Annotated in this window: 12 protein-coding genes; 10 read left to right on the forward strand and 2 right to left on the reverse strand. The window is 72.3% G+C overall.

The genetic code is table 11. From position 1 onward, the window contains the following. The first annotated feature begins 159 nt into the window (after positions 1 to 159). Positions 160 to 1,071, forward strand: a complete 912-nt coding sequence (locus V1633_RS36575) for a PDDEXK family nuclease (RefSeq protein WP_331218771.1) — start codon at positions 160 to 162, stop codon at positions 1,069 to 1,071. Between the two features lie 89 nt (positions 1,072 to 1,160). Next, a complete protein-coding gene (locus V1633_RS36580; protein WP_331218772.1) occupies positions 1,161 to 2,231 on the forward strand; it encodes a PIN domain-containing protein in 1,071 nt (356 codons plus the stop codon). Positions 2,232 to 2,241: 10 nt separating this feature from the next. Here the strand turns inward: V1633_RS36580 and V1633_RS36585 are convergent, their stop codons facing one another. Next, positions 2,242 to 2,643 (reverse strand): NUDIX hydrolase, encoded by a 402-nt coding sequence (locus tag V1633_RS36585; RefSeq protein WP_331218773.1) that lies wholly within the window; start codon positions 2,641 to 2,643, stop codon positions 2,242 to 2,244. A gap of 126 nt (positions 2,644 to 2,769) precedes the next feature. Here V1633_RS36585 and V1633_RS36590 point away from each other — a divergent pair, with 126 nt between their 5' ends. Beyond that, on the forward strand, positions 2,770 to 3,873 hold the full coding sequence (locus V1633_RS36590; RefSeq protein WP_331218774.1) for a low temperature requirement protein A: 1,104 nt from the start codon (positions 2,770 to 2,772) through the stop codon (positions 3,871 to 3,873). A 71-nt stretch (positions 3,874 to 3,944) separates the two neighbouring features. Here V1633_RS36590 and V1633_RS36595 read toward each other — a convergent pair whose 3' ends face one another. Next, entirely contained in the window at positions 3,945 to 4,667 is a 723-nt protein-coding gene (locus tag V1633_RS36595) for a lytic polysaccharide monooxygenase auxiliary activity family 9 protein (protein ID WP_331218775.1), read from the reverse strand. A 217-nt stretch (positions 4,668 to 4,884) separates the two neighbouring features. Between V1633_RS36595 and V1633_RS36600 the strand changes: the two genes are divergently transcribed. The 7 genes from V1633_RS36600 to V1633_RS36630 all read left to right on the forward strand — a co-directional run. Further along, complete coding sequence (locus V1633_RS36600; RefSeq protein ID WP_331218776.1) at positions 4,885 to 5,418, forward strand: DUF6817 domain-containing protein; 534 nt, start codon at positions 4,885 to 4,887, stop codon at positions 5,416 to 5,418. Positions 5,419 to 5,502: 84 nt separating this feature from the next. Beyond that, positions 5,503 to 6,495, forward strand: coding sequence for a LysR family transcriptional regulator (locus tag V1633_RS36605; protein WP_331218777.1), 993 nt, complete (start codon positions 5,503 to 5,505; stop codon positions 6,493 to 6,495). A gap of 102 nt (positions 6,496 to 6,597) precedes the next feature. Continuing rightward, a complete protein-coding gene (locus V1633_RS36610) occupies positions 6,598 to 7,983 on the forward strand; it encodes a condensation domain-containing protein (protein WP_331218778.1) in 1,386 nt (461 codons plus the stop codon). A 14-nt stretch (positions 7,984 to 7,997) separates the two neighbouring features. Beyond that, positions 7,998 to 8,729, forward strand: a complete 732-nt coding sequence (locus tag V1633_RS36615) for an ABC transporter ATP-binding protein (protein ID WP_331218779.1) — start codon at positions 7,998 to 8,000, stop codon at positions 8,727 to 8,729. Positions 8,730 to 8,892: 163 nt separating this feature from the next. After that, a complete protein-coding gene (locus V1633_RS36620; protein WP_331218780.1) occupies positions 8,893 to 11,388 on the forward strand; it encodes an ABC transporter permease in 2,496 nt (831 codons plus the stop codon). A 276-nt stretch (positions 11,389 to 11,664) separates the two neighbouring features. After that, complete coding sequence (locus V1633_RS36625) at positions 11,665 to 16,695, forward strand: amino acid adenylation domain-containing protein (protein WP_331218781.1); 5,031 nt, start codon at positions 11,665 to 11,667, stop codon at positions 16,693 to 16,695. A 197-nt stretch (positions 16,696 to 16,892) separates the two neighbouring features. Beyond that, the coding region (locus tag V1633_RS36630) for a non-ribosomal peptide synthetase (RefSeq protein ID WP_331218782.1) at positions 16,893 to 19,536 on the forward strand (2,644 nt) is incomplete at its 3' end.

Consider the following 19,536-nt stretch of genomic DNA (forward strand, 5'->3'; position numbering starts at 1 on the left):
CGACCGCTTCCCGGTTTCCGTCGGCCCACCCGGTCCGCGCCGGTGTCGGACCCGGACCGGCGGTACGTCGTACCCCCTCGATCCCTAACATTGGGGAGGCCCTCCGCCCGACCGGTGGCGGCGGGCGGCGAGCGGCGGACGTGACGGACCAGGGGACAGATGGCGAAGACCGGCAGCGACGGAAGGCCGTCGACGCACCCCGGCGGGCTCCCGGGTGACCTGGCCGACGGCGGTACGGACGGCGCCGTCATCGAGCGGGCCGGCCGGGTCGCCCGACCCCACCAGCGGCTCGGCCACCTGGTGCCGCGCCGCCCGGAGGGGATCACCGCCAACCAGTGGAACTCGGCCAGCCGCGGCGTCTTCGATTTCGTGGTCTCCGATCCCGGGGGCCGGGTGGCGCCGTTCGCGGTCGAGTTCGTCGACCCGGACACGCGGACCGCCCAGTCCCAGCGCGGCGAGCGGATGAAACTCGCGGTCTGCGAGGCGGTCGGGCTGGAGCTGGTGCGGATCGAGTCGCCGACGCTGCGGCCGGGACCTCGGGCCCGTCGCATCGTGGAATACCTCATCGACGCGTGCGCCTTCCACGCGGTGACCGGGGATCCGGCCGATCCTGACGATCTGGCCCCGGCCGCGCCGTTGAACTACCGGGACATCGTCGGCCGGCTGCCGGACGGCCGGAGCGGGCACGTCAACGACCTCGGCGCGGTGGCGAAGACGGCGGCGGTCGACGCGTACGTCAACCGGGAACTCGTCGACCCGATCCTGCGCAGCCTGCACCTCGACTGGAAGGACGGCCCGGCCGAGGGCTGGGCCTGGTTGCACGTGCGTCCCGGCGAGTACCTCTTCGAGCGGGTCCGGATCTGGCAGCACCGGTTCAGCAGCGGCATCGAACCGGGCCGGCTCGCCGAGGACCTCGCCACCATGACGGTGGGGGAGCGGTTGCGGCTGCGCGAACTCGTCGCGCTTCCGTTGCGGGCCCGGGACCGGTTGGCGGCCGAACTCGACGTACTGCGACGGCGTCGGGACGAGCTGACCAACCCGTACGCCTTCGACCACGTCTCCTTCGAGTAGGGGTGGGGCCGGAGCTCTCCCCGGCGCTTTCCGGCGGGTGGCGCGAGTGGGCGCCGTGGCGCGTCCCGGCCGGGGCGTAGGCTGACGCGGTGGAGCAAGAAGACCGGATCGCCCTTTTTCTCGACTACGAGAACCTCGCGTTGGGGGCACGTGACCATCTCGGCGGCATGGCCTTCGACTTCCGCCCCATCGCCGACGCCCTCGCCGAGCGGGGGCGGGTGGTGGTACGCCGGGCCTACGCCGACTGGTCGTACTTCGACGAGGACCGGCGGATGCTCACCCGCTCGCACGTCGAACTCATCGAGATACCGCAACGCATGGGTGCCTCGCGGAAGAACGCGGCCGACATCAAGATGGCCGTCGACGCGGTGGAACTGGCCTTCGAGCGCGGGTACATCTCGACGTTCGTGATCTGCACCGGCGACAGCGACTTCACGCCGCTGGTCCACAAGCTCCGGGAACTCAACAAGCGGGTCATCGGGGTCGGCGTCGAGCAGTCGACCTCGGCCCTGCTTCCGCCGGCCTGCGACGAGTTCCTCTACTACGACCGGCTGGAGGGGGTGGACGTACCCTCGGCGCGGGGCCGTCGCGGCCGGGCCGGAGCGGCGGCCGGTGCCGACCGGCAGGCGGCGGAGCCGGAGCCGCAGCCGGTGCCGGAGGAGCCGGTCCGGGACGTCGACGCGCTCGCCGTCCTCGTCGCCCAGACCGTGGCGGGTCTCCAGGGCAGCTCCAGCGGTGCGGTGACGGCCTCGACCCTGAAGCGCACCCTGCTGCGCAAGGACCCGACGTTCAGCGAGTCCGACTACGGTTTCCGGGCCTTCGGCGAACTTCTGCGGCATCTCGCCGAGCACAACGTGATCGAGCTGGCGGGCGGCCCGGCCAAGGGCGACCCCGAGGTCACCCTGCCCGAACACGGCGACCGGGAGGTGGCGTTCGCGCTGCTGCGGACCGTGGTGCTGGACGTCGCCGGTGGCGACGGCACGGTGGCCCTGTCCGGGTTGAAGAACCAGCTCCGGCGGGCCCGGCCCGAGTTCAGCGAGAAGAAGCTTGGCTACCGCAGCTTCCTGCAGTTCTGCCGGGCGGCCGCCACCGGCGGCGCGGTCCAGTTGGAGTGGAGCCCGGAGGCCGACGACTACCTGCTTACCAGTCGCGCCTCCTGACCGGCTCGGCTCACCGCAACCGGTCGGCCGCCCGCAGTTCGTCGAAGATCAGCTGATCGACGGGGGAGACCCGGTCCCGGTCGGCGTACCCGAGCCAGACCACCTCCGCGATCTCGGAACTCGGCGCCAGGGTGCCCCGGTAGTCGCCGGTGTAGCAGGTCATCCGTACCCGTACGCCGGCGGGGTGACCGTGCGCCGACGCCTCGAAGACCCCGGCCGGCCGGGCCGTCTCGGCGACGATGGCGACGGTCAGTTCCTCCTCGACCTCACGGAGCAGGGTCTCGACGTCACTCTCGCCCGGTTCCCGTTTGCCGCCGGGCAGGTAGTAGACGTCCTTGCCCCGGGAACGGGTGCTGAGGATCCGCCCGTCCTCGATCCGGATCCAGGCCACCTTGTCGATCACCCTGGTCATGGTTCCGCCCCTTCCGTCGTACCCGTGAAGACAGCATTCCACCCCTGTGTCGTGTCCGGATCACTAGGCTGACCTGCGATGGTAGCCAGGGGTCGAGAGGGTTCGGGCGACCTGAGGCCCGATCGGGTGACACAGGTGGAGATCTTCTTCGACCTGGTCTTCGTCTTCACCCTGACCCAGCTCACCCGGGTGCTGGAGGCGGATCTGACACCGCACGGCGCCGGTCGGGTCCTGCTGCTCTTCGGCGTGCTGTGGTGGCTCTACGACGGGTACGTCTGGCTGACCAACCACGTGCCGCCGCACGGCACCGTCCAGAAGTTGCTGCTCTTCGCCGGCATGGCCGGGTCGCTGATCGCGGCGGTGGGGGTGCCGGGTGCCTTCGGGGACACCTCGCTGGTCTTCGCCGTCGGCCTGCTGGTGGCGACCGTCGTGCACCTGGTGATGTTCATGCGGTCCGAGGTCCGGGCGGCCATCTACCGGCTGGCGCCGTTCAGCCTCGGCGGGGTGTCGTTGGTCATCGCTGCCGCGTTCACCGACCCGCCGTGGAACTACCTGCTCTGGGCTGCGGCGTTTGTCGTCCAGGCGGTGCTGTCGCAGGTCTTTCCGACGAACAGCTGGGCCGGCGGCGTCCGGCAGGTCAACATCTCGGCACCGCACTTCGTCGAGCGGCACGGCCTGCTGCTGATCCTGGCGCTCGGCGAGTCGGTCGTGGCGATCGGGATGGGAGTCGAGGTCACGCACCTCACCCCGGGGGTCGTCGGCATGGTCGTGCTGGCGTTGGCGCTGCCGGTCGCGTTGTGGTGGAGCTACTTCACCGGACTCAGGACCGCCGAACACACCCTGGCCGGGACCGATCCGGTCCGCCGTACCCGGCTCGCCGAGCGGGCGTACCTCTACGCCCACATCCCGATCCTGCTCGGCATCATCGTCGCGGCGGCCGCCGTCCACGGGGTGATCGGGCATCCGGGCGGACCCGCCGGCCGGCCCGCGGCGCTCACCCTGGCCTGCGGCGTGGCGCTCTTCCTACTCGGCCTTGCCGGCTTCCGGCATACCCTGCGCATCCGGCCGCCCCGGAGCGCGCTGGTCGCGGCCGCCGTGGTGTTGGCCACGGTTCCGGTGGGCAGCCTGGTTTCCGCCGTGCTCGAACTCGGACTGGTGATCGTCGTGGTCACGGTGATGGTCGTGTTCGACCAGGTGGGGCAGGGGTCCTTCCGGTCCGGGAACCGATAGGAAGGGCCCCTGCCCCGCACCTCAGGCCACGGTGCCGGCGAGGTGGTCGGGCTCGGGTTGCCGCCCGAGCCTCAGGAGAAGGTCACGTCGCTGCACCAGTAGTACGTCTGGTCGGAGTGGCTCGCCTTCCAGATCGTGTAGACGACGTGCCGCCCGGTCCGTCCCGGCGCGCTGACGTTGATCGTGTTGGAGACGCCGTTGAGCACCGGGTCGTTCTCCCGGGTGCCGGCGCCCGGCGCGTACCGCCCGGTTTCCCGGACCAGCTCGATGTCGTTCCAGGTCAGCCGTTGGGTCAGCGGGTTGAAGCCCTGCCGGGTGACGTAGATCCGGAAGTAGTCGGCGCCGTGCAGGGCCTGGTCGTGCACCTTGACGCCGAAGCTGCTGCTGACCCGGGTGGTCTGCCAGGCACCCGGGTTGTCCAGCGCGGCGTACCGGACGCCGCCGGTCCGACCCGCGCTGCAGAGCTGCTGGTTCGGCACCGCCGCCTGGTGGTTGCCGGCGACGCCGTCGCGGTAGAGACCGTTCCAGTTCCACATCGCGTTCGGGTCGGCCTGCCAGGCCTGCCAGCACATCGGGTCCTCGGTGGCCATCCGGGGGTTCTGGAAGTCGCTGCCCCAGCGCTTCCAACATCCGTAGTTGCGGGAGGCCGGGTTGATCGTGGAGCCGTGTGCCTCGGCGGTGTCGACCAGGGCGGTGGCGAGCAGGACGATCGCGGCCGCCGCGATCGTGAGGATCCGTAGCAGCGTCGTCGGGACGCGCCGGACGGGGTTGAGGGGTTGGGCGGATGCGGACATGGGTGCTCCCCAGACGTCGGTTGAGGATCGAGTACGCGGGAGCTGCCCGGTGCTCCCGTACGGCCGCCCGGCTCTGGCGGCGGTGCCCTGCGCCGAGGTTCACATCAATCGGACCTGGCTGTCAATAGTTTAGTATGCCAACAAAGGACTCAGGAAGGTCTGGCTGTGACGAAGCAGGCAGAGACGCGCCGGGGCATCCCCGCCTAGGGTCGGGCGCATGAGTGGCGACGGTGACGTCCAGGCGTGGCTCCGCGAGCGTGGTGCCGAAGCGATCGACCATCCCGGCGGCACCCTCTACACCCACCTGTGCCGGGTACGCGACCGCCTGGCCGGGCTCGGGGCGACCCCGGACCTCCGGTTGGCCGGCCTGACACACGCCGCGTACGGCACCGACGGTTTCGACTCGACCCTGCTGGACCGGGCCGACCGCGGCGTACTGCGTGACCTGATCGGACCTGACGCCGAGGCGTTGGTCTACCTGTACGGCGCCTGCGACCGCCGACGCACCTGGCGGACGCTGGCCGGCACCGCGACGGTCGTCGACCGCTTCACCGGCCGGTCCACCGTGCTGGGACCGTCCCAGCTCGGTCCCTTCGTCGATCTCAGCGTGGTCAACGAGCTCGACGTGATGGAGCAGGACCCGTCACTGCTCGACCGGTACGGCGGCTACTTCCGGGAACTGTTCGCCGCCTGGCGACCGGTCGCCTCGCCCCGGGTAGCGGCCGAGGTGCGAGATGTGCCCGGGCGGTGAGAACCCCCGGTCGGCCGGGCGTTCCGGCGATCGGCGGCAGGGCGCTCGTCCGGGGCCGTCGGCGGGGCCGGATAACCTCGACGGGTGTCCATATCCTTCGCCTGGCGCGACGACCAGGCCCTGCCCGCGCCCTTCGACCTCGCCTGGCTGGACACGCTCGCCGTGGTCGCCGAGTCGGGCTCGTTCACCCAGGCCGGGCTGCGGCTGCACCTGACCCAGTCGGCGGTGTCCCAGCAGGTCGCCGCGCTGGAGCGGTGGGCGGGCGCACCGCTGCTGCACCGCCGGCCGGTGGCACTCACCGATGCCGGGCAGCTGGTCCTGACGCACCACCAGACGCTGCGCGCACGGGTGGCCCGGCTCGGTGAGGACCTTGTCGACCTACGGCAGGGCCTGCTGGGGACGGTCCGGATCGCCGCGTTCCTGTCCGCCTGCCGCACGCTCGTCCCGGCCGCGCTGACCGCGTTCCGCCGCGCGACACCCCGGGTACGGGTGGTGCTGTCCCAGTTGGAGACCGGGCCGGCGCTGACCGCGCTCCGGCACGGTGACGTGGACCTCGCGGTCGTCTTCGGCTACGGCCCGGTGGAGATGGGCGGTGAGCTGGCCGCCACACCGCTCTACGACGAGCCGGTCGTGCTGGCCGTGCCGGTCGGGCATCCGCTGGCAGCCGGGCCGGCGGTCGACCTGACCGCCGTCGACCCGGCCGAGGTGATCGTCGCGCCGGACGCCTCGATGCCCTCCGTCGGTTCCGGCGCCGCCGCCCGGGTCCGCTACCTCGGCGACGATTTTTCGGTGCTGCTCGCCCTGGTCGCCGCCGGGCAGGGGGTGGCGCCGGTGCCGTGGCTGGCCGTCACTCCCTGCCCGGCGGGGGTGGCGCTGGTCCGGCTGGCCGGTCCGGAGCAGCCGCGACGCCGGGTCTGGGCGGTCTGGTCCGCCGGACAGGAGCAGCGGCCGGAGGTCACCGCCGCGGTGCGGGCACTGGTCACCGCCGGTGCCGCCGCCAGTCCGGGTCAGGAGCGACCGGTCGGGGGTCCGCCTGTCGACAAACCGCTCCAAAGCACTCCTATACCGGAAATATAGGTGGCACCGGCAGACTGATCCGGCGCGCCTGCCGTGCGCGTGGTTCCGCATGACCACGGTCGCCCACCCGAGGCCGCGGTGGCGCCCAGCGAAGGGGAGTGGATGAACAGCGACGGTGACCGGCGGCTGTCGATGGGGCAGGAGGCGCTCTGGTTCCTCTACCGCATGGCGCCGGAGAGCGCGGCCTACAACGTCGTACTGGCGGTGCGGATCCGTACCGCCGTCGACCCGGCCCGGCTCGACCGGGCGCTGACCGCCGTCGCCGAGCGGCACGACGTGCTCCGTTCGACCATCGTGGACCAGGCCGGCCCGCCGGTCCGGCGGATCGGCCCGGCCGACCGGGTACGCCTGGCGGTCCGGTCCACCCCGGCCGAGGAGTTCGTCGCCGTGGCCCGCGCGGTGGCCGCCGAGCCGTTCCGGTTGGAACGGGAGGTGCCGCTGCGCGCCGTACTGCTCCGGGCCGAGGCCGACGACGCGGTGCTGGTGCTGGTCACCCACCACATCGCCAGCGACGCCACGTCACAGTGGCTGCTGGCCCGGGACCTGTTCCGGGCGTACGAATCCGACGCCGGCCTCCCGCCGCTGCCGGGCGGCGGCTTCGACGCGGCGGTGGCCGCCGAACGCGCCCTGCTGGACTCCGACCGTCGACCAGTCCTGGAACGCTACTGGCGGGACGTCTGTGCCGGCGTTCCGGCCGCCGAACTCCCCGCCGACCACCCCCGCCCGGCGACGCCGGCGTTCCGGGGCGCCTCGCACACCGTCTGGTTCCCCGAAGCGCTGGCCGAACGGGTGCGGGCCGCCGCCCGGGGCTGCGGTGTGACCCCGTTCGCGCTGCTGCTCGGGGCGCTGCAGGCGGTACTGCACCGGTACACCGGCCTGCCGGACTTCCTGATCGGCTGTCCGGTCAGCGTCCGGTTCCGCCGCGAACTGCGGGACGTCGTCGGCTACCTGGCCAACTCGGCGGTGCTGCGGGCCCGCTTCGACCGGGAGGCCACCTTCGGGTCCACCGCCCGGGCCGCGTACCGGGAGATCGCCCGGGGGATGGCGCACGCCGGCTACCCGTACCCGGCACTCACCGCGCTGCTCGGTCCGACCCGGTCGGCACCGGTCTTCACCGTCGCGGTGACCCTGCTGGCCGCCGACCGGCTCGACCCACCGCTGCCGATGGTCCCGCCCGGCGAGATCGAGGGCGCCGAGATCGAGTACGCCGGCCTGCGTCTCGCCCTGCTCGACGTACCGCAGATGGAGGGCCAGTTCGACGTGCTGATCGAGCTGCGCGCCAGCGGCACCGGCGGGCTCTCCGCCGTGGTCAAGTACGACGCCAACCTGTTCGAGCCGGCCACCATCGAGCGGTTCGCCGGCGCGTACACCCGCTTTGTCGGGTTGGCCGCCGCCGACCCGGACACACCGGTGCTCAGGGCACCTCTTGTCGACCCCGCCGAACTGCGCGCGCTGCTCGCACTCGGCGCCAGCGGGGCGGATTCGTGAGGGAGATCGGATCAATGGCTGACGCGGTACGGCTGGACGCGGTGCGCAAGACGTACGGGCGCGGGGAGAGCGAGGTGGTCGCCCTGGCCGGGGTGACCCGGACCTTTCCCAGCGGAAGCTTCACCGCCGTGATGGGTCCCTCCGGGTCCGGCAAGTCGACCCTGCTGCAGTGCGCCGCCGGTCTGGTCCAACCCACCGACGGTCGGGTGACCGTCGGCGACACCGACCTGACCGGGTTGGACGAGACGAAGTTGACACTGCTGCGGCGTCGGCTGATCGGCTTCGTGTTCCAGTCGTTCAATCTGGTGTCGTCGTTGACCGCGGCGCAGAACGTGGCGCTGCCGCTGCGCCTCGCCGGCCGCCGACCCGGGCGGGACGAGGTGCGGCAGGCGTTGGCGGCGGTGGGGCTGGACGGGCGGGCCGGGCACCGGCCGGCCGAACTCTCCGGCGGGCAGCAGCAGCGGGTGGCGATCGCCCGCGCGCTGATCACCCGCCCGGCGGTGGTCTTCGCCGACGAGCCGACCGGTGCGTTGGACAGCGCCAGCGGGCAGGACGTGATGCGGCTGCTCAGCGAGACGGTCCAGCGGCACGGCCAGACGGTGATCATGGTGACCCACGACCCGGTCGCGGCCGCGTACGCCGACCGGGTCGTCTTTCTCGCCGACGGTCGGCTCGCCGGCGAGTTGGCGCAGCCGACCGCCGAGGCGATAGCGACGCGGATGTCCCAGGTCGGGAGAAGCGGGTGAGCGCGAGGAGTGAGCGGGTTTTGCGAGCCCCGCAGTCGCGAACGGGTACGGGCTCGGTGAGCGCGAGGAGTGAGCGGGTTTTGCGAGCCCCGCAGTCGCGAACGGGTACGGGCTCGGTGAGCGTGGGGAGTGGGCGGTACGTGCGACCGGAAGGTGGGGCTCGGTGACCGGGCTGGCTCTGGCGACGCTGCGTACCGCGTGGACCAGTGTGGTGGGTGCCTTTGTCGCGATCGCCCTGGGCGTCGGCATGATCTCGGCGATCGCGCTGGTCCTGGCGGGCACCCTCTCCGCGCCGCAGCGGGAACCCCAGCGTTTCGCCGCCGCTCCCGTGGTGGTGCGCGGGCCCGCCGAGCTGACCGTGTCGGGCGACACCGCCAGCAACGGCGGTGCCGACGAGGAGGACGACGAGGGCGGCGCGCAGTCGGTACGCCGGGACGAGCCGGCCCCGCTGTCGCCGGAGTTGATCGCCCGGGTCGCCGCGGTGAGCCCGGTCGTCGAGGACCGCACCTTCTACGCCCAGCTCGCCGGCGGCCCGGCCGACCAGGTCGGACATCCCTGGGCGACGGCGGCGTTCGCGCCGTACCAGCTCGCCGCCGGTCGCCCGCCGGGCACCGACGACGAGGTCGCCGTTCCGGAGGGCACCGGCACGGTCGGTCAGCGGGTACGGGTGCTGACCGCCGAAGGTCCCCGCGACTACACGGTCGCCGGGGTCACCCGACCGGTGTCGTTCGAGTCGGCGGTGTTCTTCACCGACGCCGAGGCGCGGCGGCTCTCCCCGGCGGTGGACGCGCTCGTCGCGACCGGCCCGGTGAATCCGATCGAGAGTGCGGTGGGGCCGGACGCGGAGGTGCTCACCGGTGTCGAGCGGTGGGCCGCCGAGCCGGCCGCTGCCGAGGACCGGCAACGGCTGCTGAACACCCGGACCCTGCTGGGGGTCTCCGGCGGGATCGCCGCCTTTGTCGCGATCTTCGTGGTCGCCTCCACGTTCGCGTTTGTGGTCGCCCAGCGGCGGGGCGAGTTCGCGTTGCTGCGTACCGTGGGTGCGACCCCGGCCCAGGTGCGCCGGATGGTGCTCGCCGAGGCCGGTGCGGTCGGTCTGGCCGGTTCACTGGTCGGCTGTCTGCTCGGGGCGCTGGCCGGGCCGGTGCTGGCGGACCGACTGATCTCGGACGGCATCGCCCCGGACTGGTTCTCGGCCTCGCCCGCGCCGGCGCCGCTGGCCTTCTCGATTGTCGTCGGGCTGGGGGTGGCACTCGTCGCCGCGTGGACGGCGTCCCGTCGGGCCGGCCGGGTGGCGCCGGTCGAGGCGCTGCGTCAGGCCGCGGTGGACGACCGGCCGATGACCCGGGGACGGTGGATCTGGGGGCTGGCGCTGCTCGGCTGCGCCGTTGGCGGCATGCTCTTCGTCGCGCGGGTCCAGCCGCTGATCGCCACGGTACCGGTGATCTACCTCTGGATCCTGATCCTCACGGTGACCGCTGTGGCGTTGCTCGCCCCGGCGATCGTCCCGCCGTTCACCCGGCTGGTCACCCTGCCGCTGGGCTGGCTGCCCGGCGCGACCGGGCTGCTGGCCCGGGAGAACACCCTGGCCGCGGTGCGCCGTACCGCCGGCACCGCCGCGCCGGTGCTGCTCACCGTCGGTCTGGCGGTGTCGCTGCTCGGCGCGCTCGGCACCATCGACGAGGCCCGGACCAGCGAGCGGGACCGCCAGCTCGCCACCGACCTGGTGCTGCTTCCCGACGGTACGCCCGGGATCAGTCCCGTGGTCGCCGACCGGATCGCGGCGGCGACCGGGGTCGACGCCGCCACCCCGGTGCCGCTGACCGTGTACGGCTTCGACAGCGGGAGCCTGCGCGACTACGACGCGATCGCGGTCGACCCCGCCGCGATGGCCCGCACGGTACGGCTCGACGTGGTCGACGGTACGTTCGGCGAGCTGTCCGACAGCACGGTGGTGTTGACCGACGACTGGGAGATCCCGGTCGGGGACTCGGTCGACCTCTGGCTGCCGGACGGGCGGCGCGCCACGCTGCGGGTGGTGGGCCTGGTCGCCACCGGAATCGGCACTCCGGACGCCTACCTCGCGGCGAACCACGCCGCCCGCGGACTGGCCGACGAGGTGCTGGTGCCGACGGACGCCGGCGGCGACCCGGCACAGCTGCGGTCCCGGATCGCCGCGATCGCCGACGAGTTCGGTGCCCGGGTCGCCGACCGGAGTGCCTACGTCGGGGCGGGCGGTGGCGGGACACCGCAGGGCAGCACCGCCGGTATCGCGGTGATGCTGGTGGTCACCGCGCTGTACAGCGGCATCGCCATCGTCAACACCATGGTCATGGCGGCGGCCGGTCGGGTACGGGAGTTCGCCGTGCTACGGCTGACCGGCGCCACGCCCCGCCAGGTGCTCCGGGTGGTCGCCGCCGAGTCGTTGCTGGTGGTGGGGGTCGGCCTGGTGCTGGCCGCCGCCGCCACCGCGCTCAACCTGGCCGGCCTGCTCACCGCGCTGTCCACTCTGGTCGGTGCGACGCCGGCGCGGGTGCCGTGGCTGTTGGCCGGGGCGCTGCTCGCGGCCAGCACACTGCTGGTGCTGATCGGCGCGTTGATCACGGTGCGGAACACGCTGCGCGGGCCGGCGGTGCAACTCGTCGCCGCCCGGGAGTAGCACCGGCCGAGGTTGCCCGCCGCGCCGATGCACGCCGCTCGGTCGTCTCGACCGCTGGGCCGTTTCGACCGTCTCGGCGGTCCGACCGTCTCGGCCGTCCGACCGTCTCGGCCGTCCGACCGTCTCGGCCGTCCGACCGTCTCGGCCGTCCGACCGTGCGGCAGCGTCGACCCCGCGCGCTCCGTCGTTGCGACGCTCTCGACCCGGTGGCGGCCTCGGCCGGCCACCGGGTCGGGGATATAGGGGCGGTATAGCGGGCGCGCCGAGGCTGTGCCCATGCAGACCGGTGCCACACTTCCCCGTCTGTTCGCGCGCCAGGCACGGCTCACCCCGGACGCCGTGGCGGTCGTGGACGGTCCGCGCCAGCTGACGTACGCCGACGTGGACGTGGGCGCGGACCGGCTGGCGCAACTGCTGCGTACCGAGGGGGTCCGACCGGGGGCACTGGTCGGCGTCAGCCTCACCCGCAGCGTCGAACTGGTGACCACGCTCCTCGGCGTCTGGCGGGCGGGTGCGGCGTACGTGCCGCTGGACCCGGGGCATCCACCCGAGCGGGCCGCCTGGGTGTTCGCCGACACCGGTGCCGAGCTGCTGGTCACCGACGGTCCCGGGGTCGACGGCGTACGCACCGTACGGCCGGTGCCGGTGGGTGCCGGGTCGGTCGACGACAGCGCGGCGGGCGGCGGGCCGGCGGCGGACAGCGCGTCGCGGGCCGGGGCGGGGGAGAGGGATCCGCACGGCGACGACGTCGCCTACGCGATCTACACCTCCGGCTCCACCGGCCGCCCCAAGGGGGTGCTGATCAGTCACGCCGGTATCGCCAACCGGGTCGGCTGGACGGTCCGCCGGCACGGACTCGGCGCGGCCGACCGGGTGTTGCACAAGACCGCGATGAGCTTCGACGCCGCCGGTTGGGAGATCTTCGCCCCGCTGGTCAGCGGCGGCACCGTGGTGCTGGCTCCGCCCGGGGCCGAACGTGATCCGGCGCTGCTCGCCCGGGCCGCCGCCGACGGCGAGGTGACCGTGCTGCAGGTGGTGCCGTCGGTGCTGCGGCTGCTGGTGCAGGAGCCGGCGCTGGCCGGCTGCCGGGCACTGCGGCTGCTCTTCTCGGCCGGCGAGCCGCTGCACGCCGAGCTCTGCCAGCGGCTGCTGGAACGGATCAAACCGGAGGTGTGGAACACCTACGGGCCGACCGAGTGTGCGATCGACGTGACCGCGCAGCAGTTCGACCCGGCACAGTCCACCGGTCCGGTACCGATCGGCCGCCCCATCGACAACCTGCGGGTGCTGGTGCTGGACGAGGCCGGTGAGCCGGTGCCGATCGGGGTGATCGGCGAGCTGTACGCCGGCGGCGTCGGCCTCGGGCACGGTTACCTCGGCCGGCCGGACCTGACCGCCGAACGGTTCGTGCCCGACCCGTACGGGCCGCCCGGATCCCGGCTCTACCGCACCGGCGACCTGGTCCGCTGGCGTGCCGACGGCACCGTGGAGTACGTCGGCCGGCGCGACCACCAGATCAAGGTCAACGGGGTACGGGTCGAGCCGGGCGAGGTGGAGGCGGCACTGGCCAGCCACCCGTCGGTCCGGGGCGCGGTGGTCACCGCCGTGCCGGACGCCTCCGGCGGTTACCGCCTCGTCGGCTACCTGCTCGGCGACGTACCGGCGGGGTTGCGTGACTTCCTGCGGGAGCGGCTGCCGGAGGCGATGATCCCGGGTGTCCTCGTCCCGCTGGCCGAGTTCCCGCTGACCACCAGCGGCAAGGTGGACCGGGCGGCGCTTCCCCCGGTGCTCGGGGACACCGACGTGCGTCCGCCGTACCTGGCGCCCCGGGACGACGCCGAACGGACCGTGGCGGCGGCCTGGTCGTCGCTGCTGGACGTGGACCGGATCGGCGCACACGACGACTTCTTCCAGCTCGGCGGCTCGTCACTGCTGCTGACCCGGCTACTGGCCCGGCTCCGCGCCGCCACCGGGCTGGACCTGCCGCTGCCGGAGCTGTTCACCGCCTCCACGGTGGACCGACAGGCACTGCTGCTGACCCGGTCCGAGCCGGCCGGGCCACCGGTCGTGCCGGTGTCCCGCGACGGCGAACTGCCGCTCTCGTTCGGCCAGCACCGGCAGTGGTTCCTGGACCGTCTGCAACCGGGCAGCCCGGAGTGGGTGACGCCGCTCTTCGTCCGACTGCCGGCGGACCTGGACCCGGAACTGGTCGGCCGCGCCCTGGACGTGCTCGGCGCCCGGCACGAGGCGCTGCGCACCCGCTACCCGGACGAGGGCGGTCAACCCCGCCAGGTGGTGGCCGAGCCGACGCCGATCGAGTTGACCGTGGTCGACGCGACCGGCGGCGACCTGGCCGAGTGGTTCGGCCGACAGTTCGGCCGTGGCTTCGACCTGGCCCGGGGGCCGCTGTGGCGGGCACTGCTGGCGAAGGTGTCCGACACCGAACAGGCGCTGTTGGTCACCATCCACCACATCGCCTGCGACGGCTGGTCCTCGGTGATCCTGGACCGGGAGCTGCGCGAGGTCGTCGACGCACTGCGCGCCGGCCGGCCACCGGAACTGCCCGACCTGCCGGTGCAGTACGCCGACTTCGCGGCCTGGCAGCGCGCCCGGCTCAGCGGGCCGGTACTCGCCGACGAGCTGGCGTACTGGCGTACCGAGCTGGCCGGCATCGTGCCGCTGGAGCTGCCCACCGACCGGCCCCGTCCGTCCCGGCGCGACCCGGCCGGCGCGTTCGTGCCGTTCACCGTGCCGGCGCGACTGGCGAAGGCACTGACCGAACTGGGCCGGGCGCACGGGGCGACCCGGTTCGTCACGCTGCTCACCGCGTTCGCCGCGCTGCTGCGGCGGTACACCGGGCAGCACGACATCGCGGTCGGCTCGCCGGTGGCGGGCCGGACCCGGCCGGAGGTCGCCGAGGTGGTCGGCTTCTTCCTCAACAACCTGGTGCTGCGCTGCCGGCTGGCGGGCGACCCGACGTACCTTGAGGCGCTGGCCCGGGTACGCCAGACCGCCCGGTCGGCCTTCGCGCACCAGGAGGCGCCGTTCGAGCGGCTGGTCGACGAGCTGCAGCCGGACCGGGACCTGTCCCGCACCCCGCTGTACCAGGTCGCCTTCGACCTGCACGACGACGAGCTGACCACGACCCGGACCGCCGACGGCGACCTGGACGCGTTCCTGACGTCCTGGCGGATCGCCAAGACCGACCTCGCGCTGTACCTGAAGCGGCACCCGGACGACTCGCTCACCGGGGCGTTCGAGTACTCGCAGGCGCTGTTCGACCGGTCCACGGTCGAGCGGATCGCGGACCACTTCGTCCGGCTGCTGGAACGGGTGACCGCCGCCCCCGGCACTCCGCTGACCGAACTGGACCTGCTGACCGACGCGGAGCGGGCCGTGCTGCTCGCCCCACCGGTGCGGCCCGCCACGACCCCGGAGCGCTGCCTGCACGAGGTGTTCGCGGAGCGGGCGGCGCGGACCCCGGACGCGGTCGCGGTGGTCGCCGACGGGGAGTCGCTGACGTACGCCGAACTGAACGCCCGGGCCAACCGCCTCGCCCACCACCTGCGGTCGCTCGGGGTGGGCCCGGAGAGCCTGGTCGGGGTCTGCCTGGAGCGGGGACCCGACCTGGTGCCGACCCTGTTGGGTGTGCTCAAGGCGGGCGCCGGCTACCTGCCGCTGGATCCGGCCCAACCGGCGGACCGGACCGGCTACCTGGTCCAGGACGCCGGGGCCCGGGTGGTGGTCAGCCGCGGCGACCAGCTGGACCGGTTGGCCGTGGCGGCCCCGGACACGCTGGTGCTGCTGGACCGGGACGCCGAGGTGCTGGCCCGCTGTTCGGAGCAGAACCCCGACACCGGGGTCACCCCGGACAACCTGGTCTACGTCATCTACACCTCCGGCTCGACCGGCCGGCCGAAGGGCGTCTGTCTCAGCCACGCCAACGTGCTGCGGCTCTTCACCGTGACCGAGCCGGCGTTCGGCTTCGACCACCGGGACGTCTGGACGCTGTTCCACTCGTACGCCTTCGACTTCTCGGTCTGGGAGCTCTGGGGCGCGCTGATCTACGGCGGTCGGCTGGTGGTCGTACCCCGGGAGGTGACCCGCGACCCGGCCGCCTTCGTCGACCTGCTCGTGGACCAGCGGGTGACGGTGTTGAACCAGACCCCGTCGGCGTTCCGGGCGCTGGTCGGACTGGCCCGCGACGGTGACCCCCGGTTGGACCGTCTGGCGGTGCGGACGGTGGTCTTCGGCGGTGAGCGGCTGGAGGTCGGCGACCTGCTGCCCTGGGCGCGGCGGTTCGGGCTGGACCGCCCCGAACTGGTCAACATGTACGGCATCACGGAGACCACGGTGCACGTCACCTACCACCGGCTCACCCCGGCGGACCTGGAGACGCCCCTGGTCAGCCCGATCGGGGTGCCGCTGCCCGACCTGCGGGTGGTGCTGCTGGACGAGTCCGGCCGGCCGGTCCCGGTCGGTGTTCCCGGCGAGATCCACGTCGGCGGCGCGGGGGTGGCCCGGGGCTACCTGCGCCGCCCGGAGCTGACCGCGCAACGGTTCGTCGCGGATCCCTACCCGGGTGACGCGCCGGACCCGGTCGGGGCGGGCCGGCTGTACCGCAGCGGCGACCTGGCCCGACGCCGCCCGGACGGCACGCTGGACTTCGTCGGCCGGGCCGACCACCAGGTCAAGATCCGGGGCTACCGGGTGGAGCTGGGCGAGATCGAGGCGGCGCTCGCCGAGCACCCGGCGGTCCGCGAGGCGGTCGTGGTGCTGACCGACGACACCCGACTGGTCGGCTACTTCGTCCCGGACGGCGACCTGCCGACCCTGAGCGGGTTGCGTGAGCGGCTCGCCGCCGCACTCCCGGACTACATGGTGCCGGCGGCGTTCGTGCCGCTGGACCGGATCCCGCTGACCGTGAACGGCAAACTCGACCGGCGGGCGTTGCCCGACCCGGACGGGGCCGCGGTCGGCGCCGACGCCGACCACGTGCCACCGCGCAACCCGGTGGAGGAGCGGATCGCCGCCGGCTGGACCGAGCTGCTCCGGGTCACCGGGGTGGGTGTGCACGACAACTTCTTTGCCCGCGGCGGGGACTCCATCCTCGCCGTCCGGCTGGCCTCCTGGCTGCAGGAGGAGTTCGACGTGGAGCTGACCGTGCGGACGGTGTTCGAGCGGCCGAGCGTGGCGCAGCTCGGCACGGCGGTCGAAGAGCTGATCAGAGCGCAGATCGCGGAGCTGTCGGACGCCGAGGTGTCGGCCGCGCAGCACCCGTCGCGGCAGGAGGGGAAGCAGGCATGACCACAGGGGACATCGACGCGGTGACCACGGCGAACGAGCCGGATGCCGCACGCACCGGGGACGGCCCGGGACTCGCGGCGGCCCGGGAGGAACTGCTCAGGGCCCGACTCGCCGGTCGGTCCGGCGGCGGCCGGCGGGCGACGATCGGCCGGGCGGACCGGTCGGGCGCGCTGCCGCTGTCGTACGGGCAGCAGCAGATGTGGTTCCTCAACCGGCTGGAGACGGGCAGCCCGGAGTACCTGGTTCCGCTCGCCCTCCGGCTGCGTGGTCCGCTCGCTGTCGACCGGCTCGACACGGCCTGGCAGGCGCTGCTGGCCCGGCACGAGATCCTGCGTACCCGGTACACGCTCAGCGGCCGGGGTGCCGACGAGACGCCGGTCCAGGTGATCGACGAGTTCCGGCCGGTCGACCTCGAGGTGGTCGAGGTGCCGGGCGACACCGCCGAGCAGCGGGAGGAGGCGGCGTACCGGCTCGTCGAGCGGGACTGCGGCACCGCCTTCGACCTGGCCGTCGAGTGGCCGGTGCGGGCCAGTCTGCTGCGGCTGGCCGACGACGACCACGTGCTGGTCCTCGTCTTCCACCACATCGCCTGCGACGCCTGGTCGCTCGGGGTCGTCGGTCGGGAGCTGGCCCAGCTGTACGCCGGCGGGTCGCTGCCGCCGCTGCCCATCCAGTACGCCGACTACGCGGCCTGGGAACGGGCCCGGGACGACCGGCACCTGGACTACTGGCGTACCCGGCTGTCCGGGCTGACTCCGCTGGAGGTGCCGGCCGACCGGGCCCGGCCGGCGGTCCGGGACTGGCGTGGCGCGGTGCACTCGTTCGACCTGCCGGAGGGTCTCGCCGGGCGGCTGCGCGAGCTGGCGTCCCGGCATGACGCCACCCTGTTCATGGTGCTGATGACCGCCTTCCAGGCGCTGCTGTCCCGGTACACCGGGCAGACCGACGTGCCGGTCGGCACCATGGTCTCCGGTCGGTCCCGCCCCGAACTGCGGGACCTGGTCGGGTACGGGATCAACAGTCTGGTGGTGCGGACCGCGTGGTCGGGTGACCCGACCTTCGTCGACCTGCTCGGCCGGACCCGGGAGGCGGTGCTCGGCGCGTTCGACCACCAGGAGGTGCCGTTCGCCCGGCTGGTGGACGAGTTGCAGCCGGAGCGGGACATGTCCCGGACGCCGCTGTTCCAGGTCGCGCTGACCGTGCAGGAGGCCCGGGCGCAGGCGTTCGAGCTGTCGGGGCTGGCGGTGGAGCCGCTGTCGGCGGCCTCGACGGTGTCCCGGTTCGACCTCACCGCGCTCTTCGACGAGCTGCCCGGCGGAGCGTTGCGCGGCCACCTCGAGTACGCGACCGCGCTGTTCGACCCGGCGACCGTCTCCCGACTGGCCGGGCATCTGACGCGGCTGCTGACCGGGGTGGCGGAGCGTCCGGAGACGCCGGTCTCCGAGCTGGCGCTGCTGGGCGAGGACGAGCTGGCGCTGCTGACCCGCCCGCCGGTCCGCACCGTACCCGTCACGGCGCGGGTGCATGAGTTGTTTGAGGCGCAGGTGGTGCGGTCGCCGGGTGCGGTGGCGGTGGTGTGTGGTGGTGTGGAGTTGTCGTATGGGGAGGTGAATGAGCGGGCGAATCGGGTTGCTCATTGGTTGCGTGGTGTGGGTGTGGGGCCGGAGTCTGTGGTGGGGGTGTGTTTGGAGCGTGGTGTTGATCTGGTTCCGGTGTTGTTGGGTGTGTTGAAGTCGGGGGCGGGTTATTTGCCGTTGGATCCGGCGCAGCCTGTGGAGCGTTTGGGTTTCATGGTGGCTGATGCGTCGGTGTCGGTGGTGGTGACGTCGTCGTTGTTGGTGTCGGTGTTGGGTTCGGTGTGGTCGGGTCCGTCGTTGGTGGTGGATCGGGATGTGTCGGTGTTGGCTGGGTTGCCGGTGTCGAATCCGGTGGTTGCGGGTGGGTCTGGTGATTTGATTTATGTGATTTATACGTCTGGTTCGACGGGTCGGCCGAAGGGTGTGTGTCTGTCGCACGCGAATGTGGTGCGGTTGTTGTCGGTGGCGGACAGGTATTACGGGTTTTCGGCTGATGATGTGTGGCCGTTGTTTCATTCGTATGCGTTTGATGTGTCGGTGTGGGAGTTGTGGGGTGCGTTGTTGCATGGGGGCCGGTTGGTGGTGGTGCCGGGTTCGGTGGCGCGTTCTCCTGATGAGTTTGTTGATTTGTTGGTTGAGCATCGGGTGACGGTGTTGAATCAGACGCCGTCGGCGTTTCGGTCGTTGGTGGGGTTGGCGGCTGATGGTGATCGGCGTTTGGATGGGTTGTGTCTGCGGGTGGTGGTGTTTGCGGGTGAGCGGTTGGAGGTTGGTGAGCTGGTTCCGTGGGTGGAGCGGTTCGGGCTTGGTCGGCCTCGTTTGGTGAATATGTATGGGATTACTGAGACGACGGTTCATTCGACGTTTTACGAGTTGTCGGCGGAGGATTTTGTTTCTGGTGCGCCGAATCGTGTGGGTGTGCCGTTGGATGATTTGGCTGTTTATTTGTTGGATGGTTGGGGGCATCCGGTGCCGGTGGGGGTTCCGGGTGAGATTTTTGTTGGTGGTGCGGGGGTTGCTCGGGGTTATTTGAATCGTGCGGGGTTGACGGCGGAGCGGTTTGTGCCGGATCCGTTTGGTGGTTCGGGTCGGTTGTATCGGTCGGGGGATGTGGCGCGGTGGCGGGCTGATGGTGGGTTGGAGTTTTTGGGTCGTGCTGATGATCAGGTGAAGATTCGTGGTTATCGGGTGGAGTTGGGGGAGATCGGGGCGGTGTTGGCGGGGCATCCGGGGGTCCGGGACGCCGTCGTCATCCTCCGCGACG

The organism is Plantactinospora sonchi, assembly GCF_036422035.1.
Taxonomy (GTDB): domain Bacteria; phylum Actinomycetota; class Actinomycetes; order Mycobacteriales; family Micromonosporaceae; genus Plantactinospora; species Plantactinospora sonchi.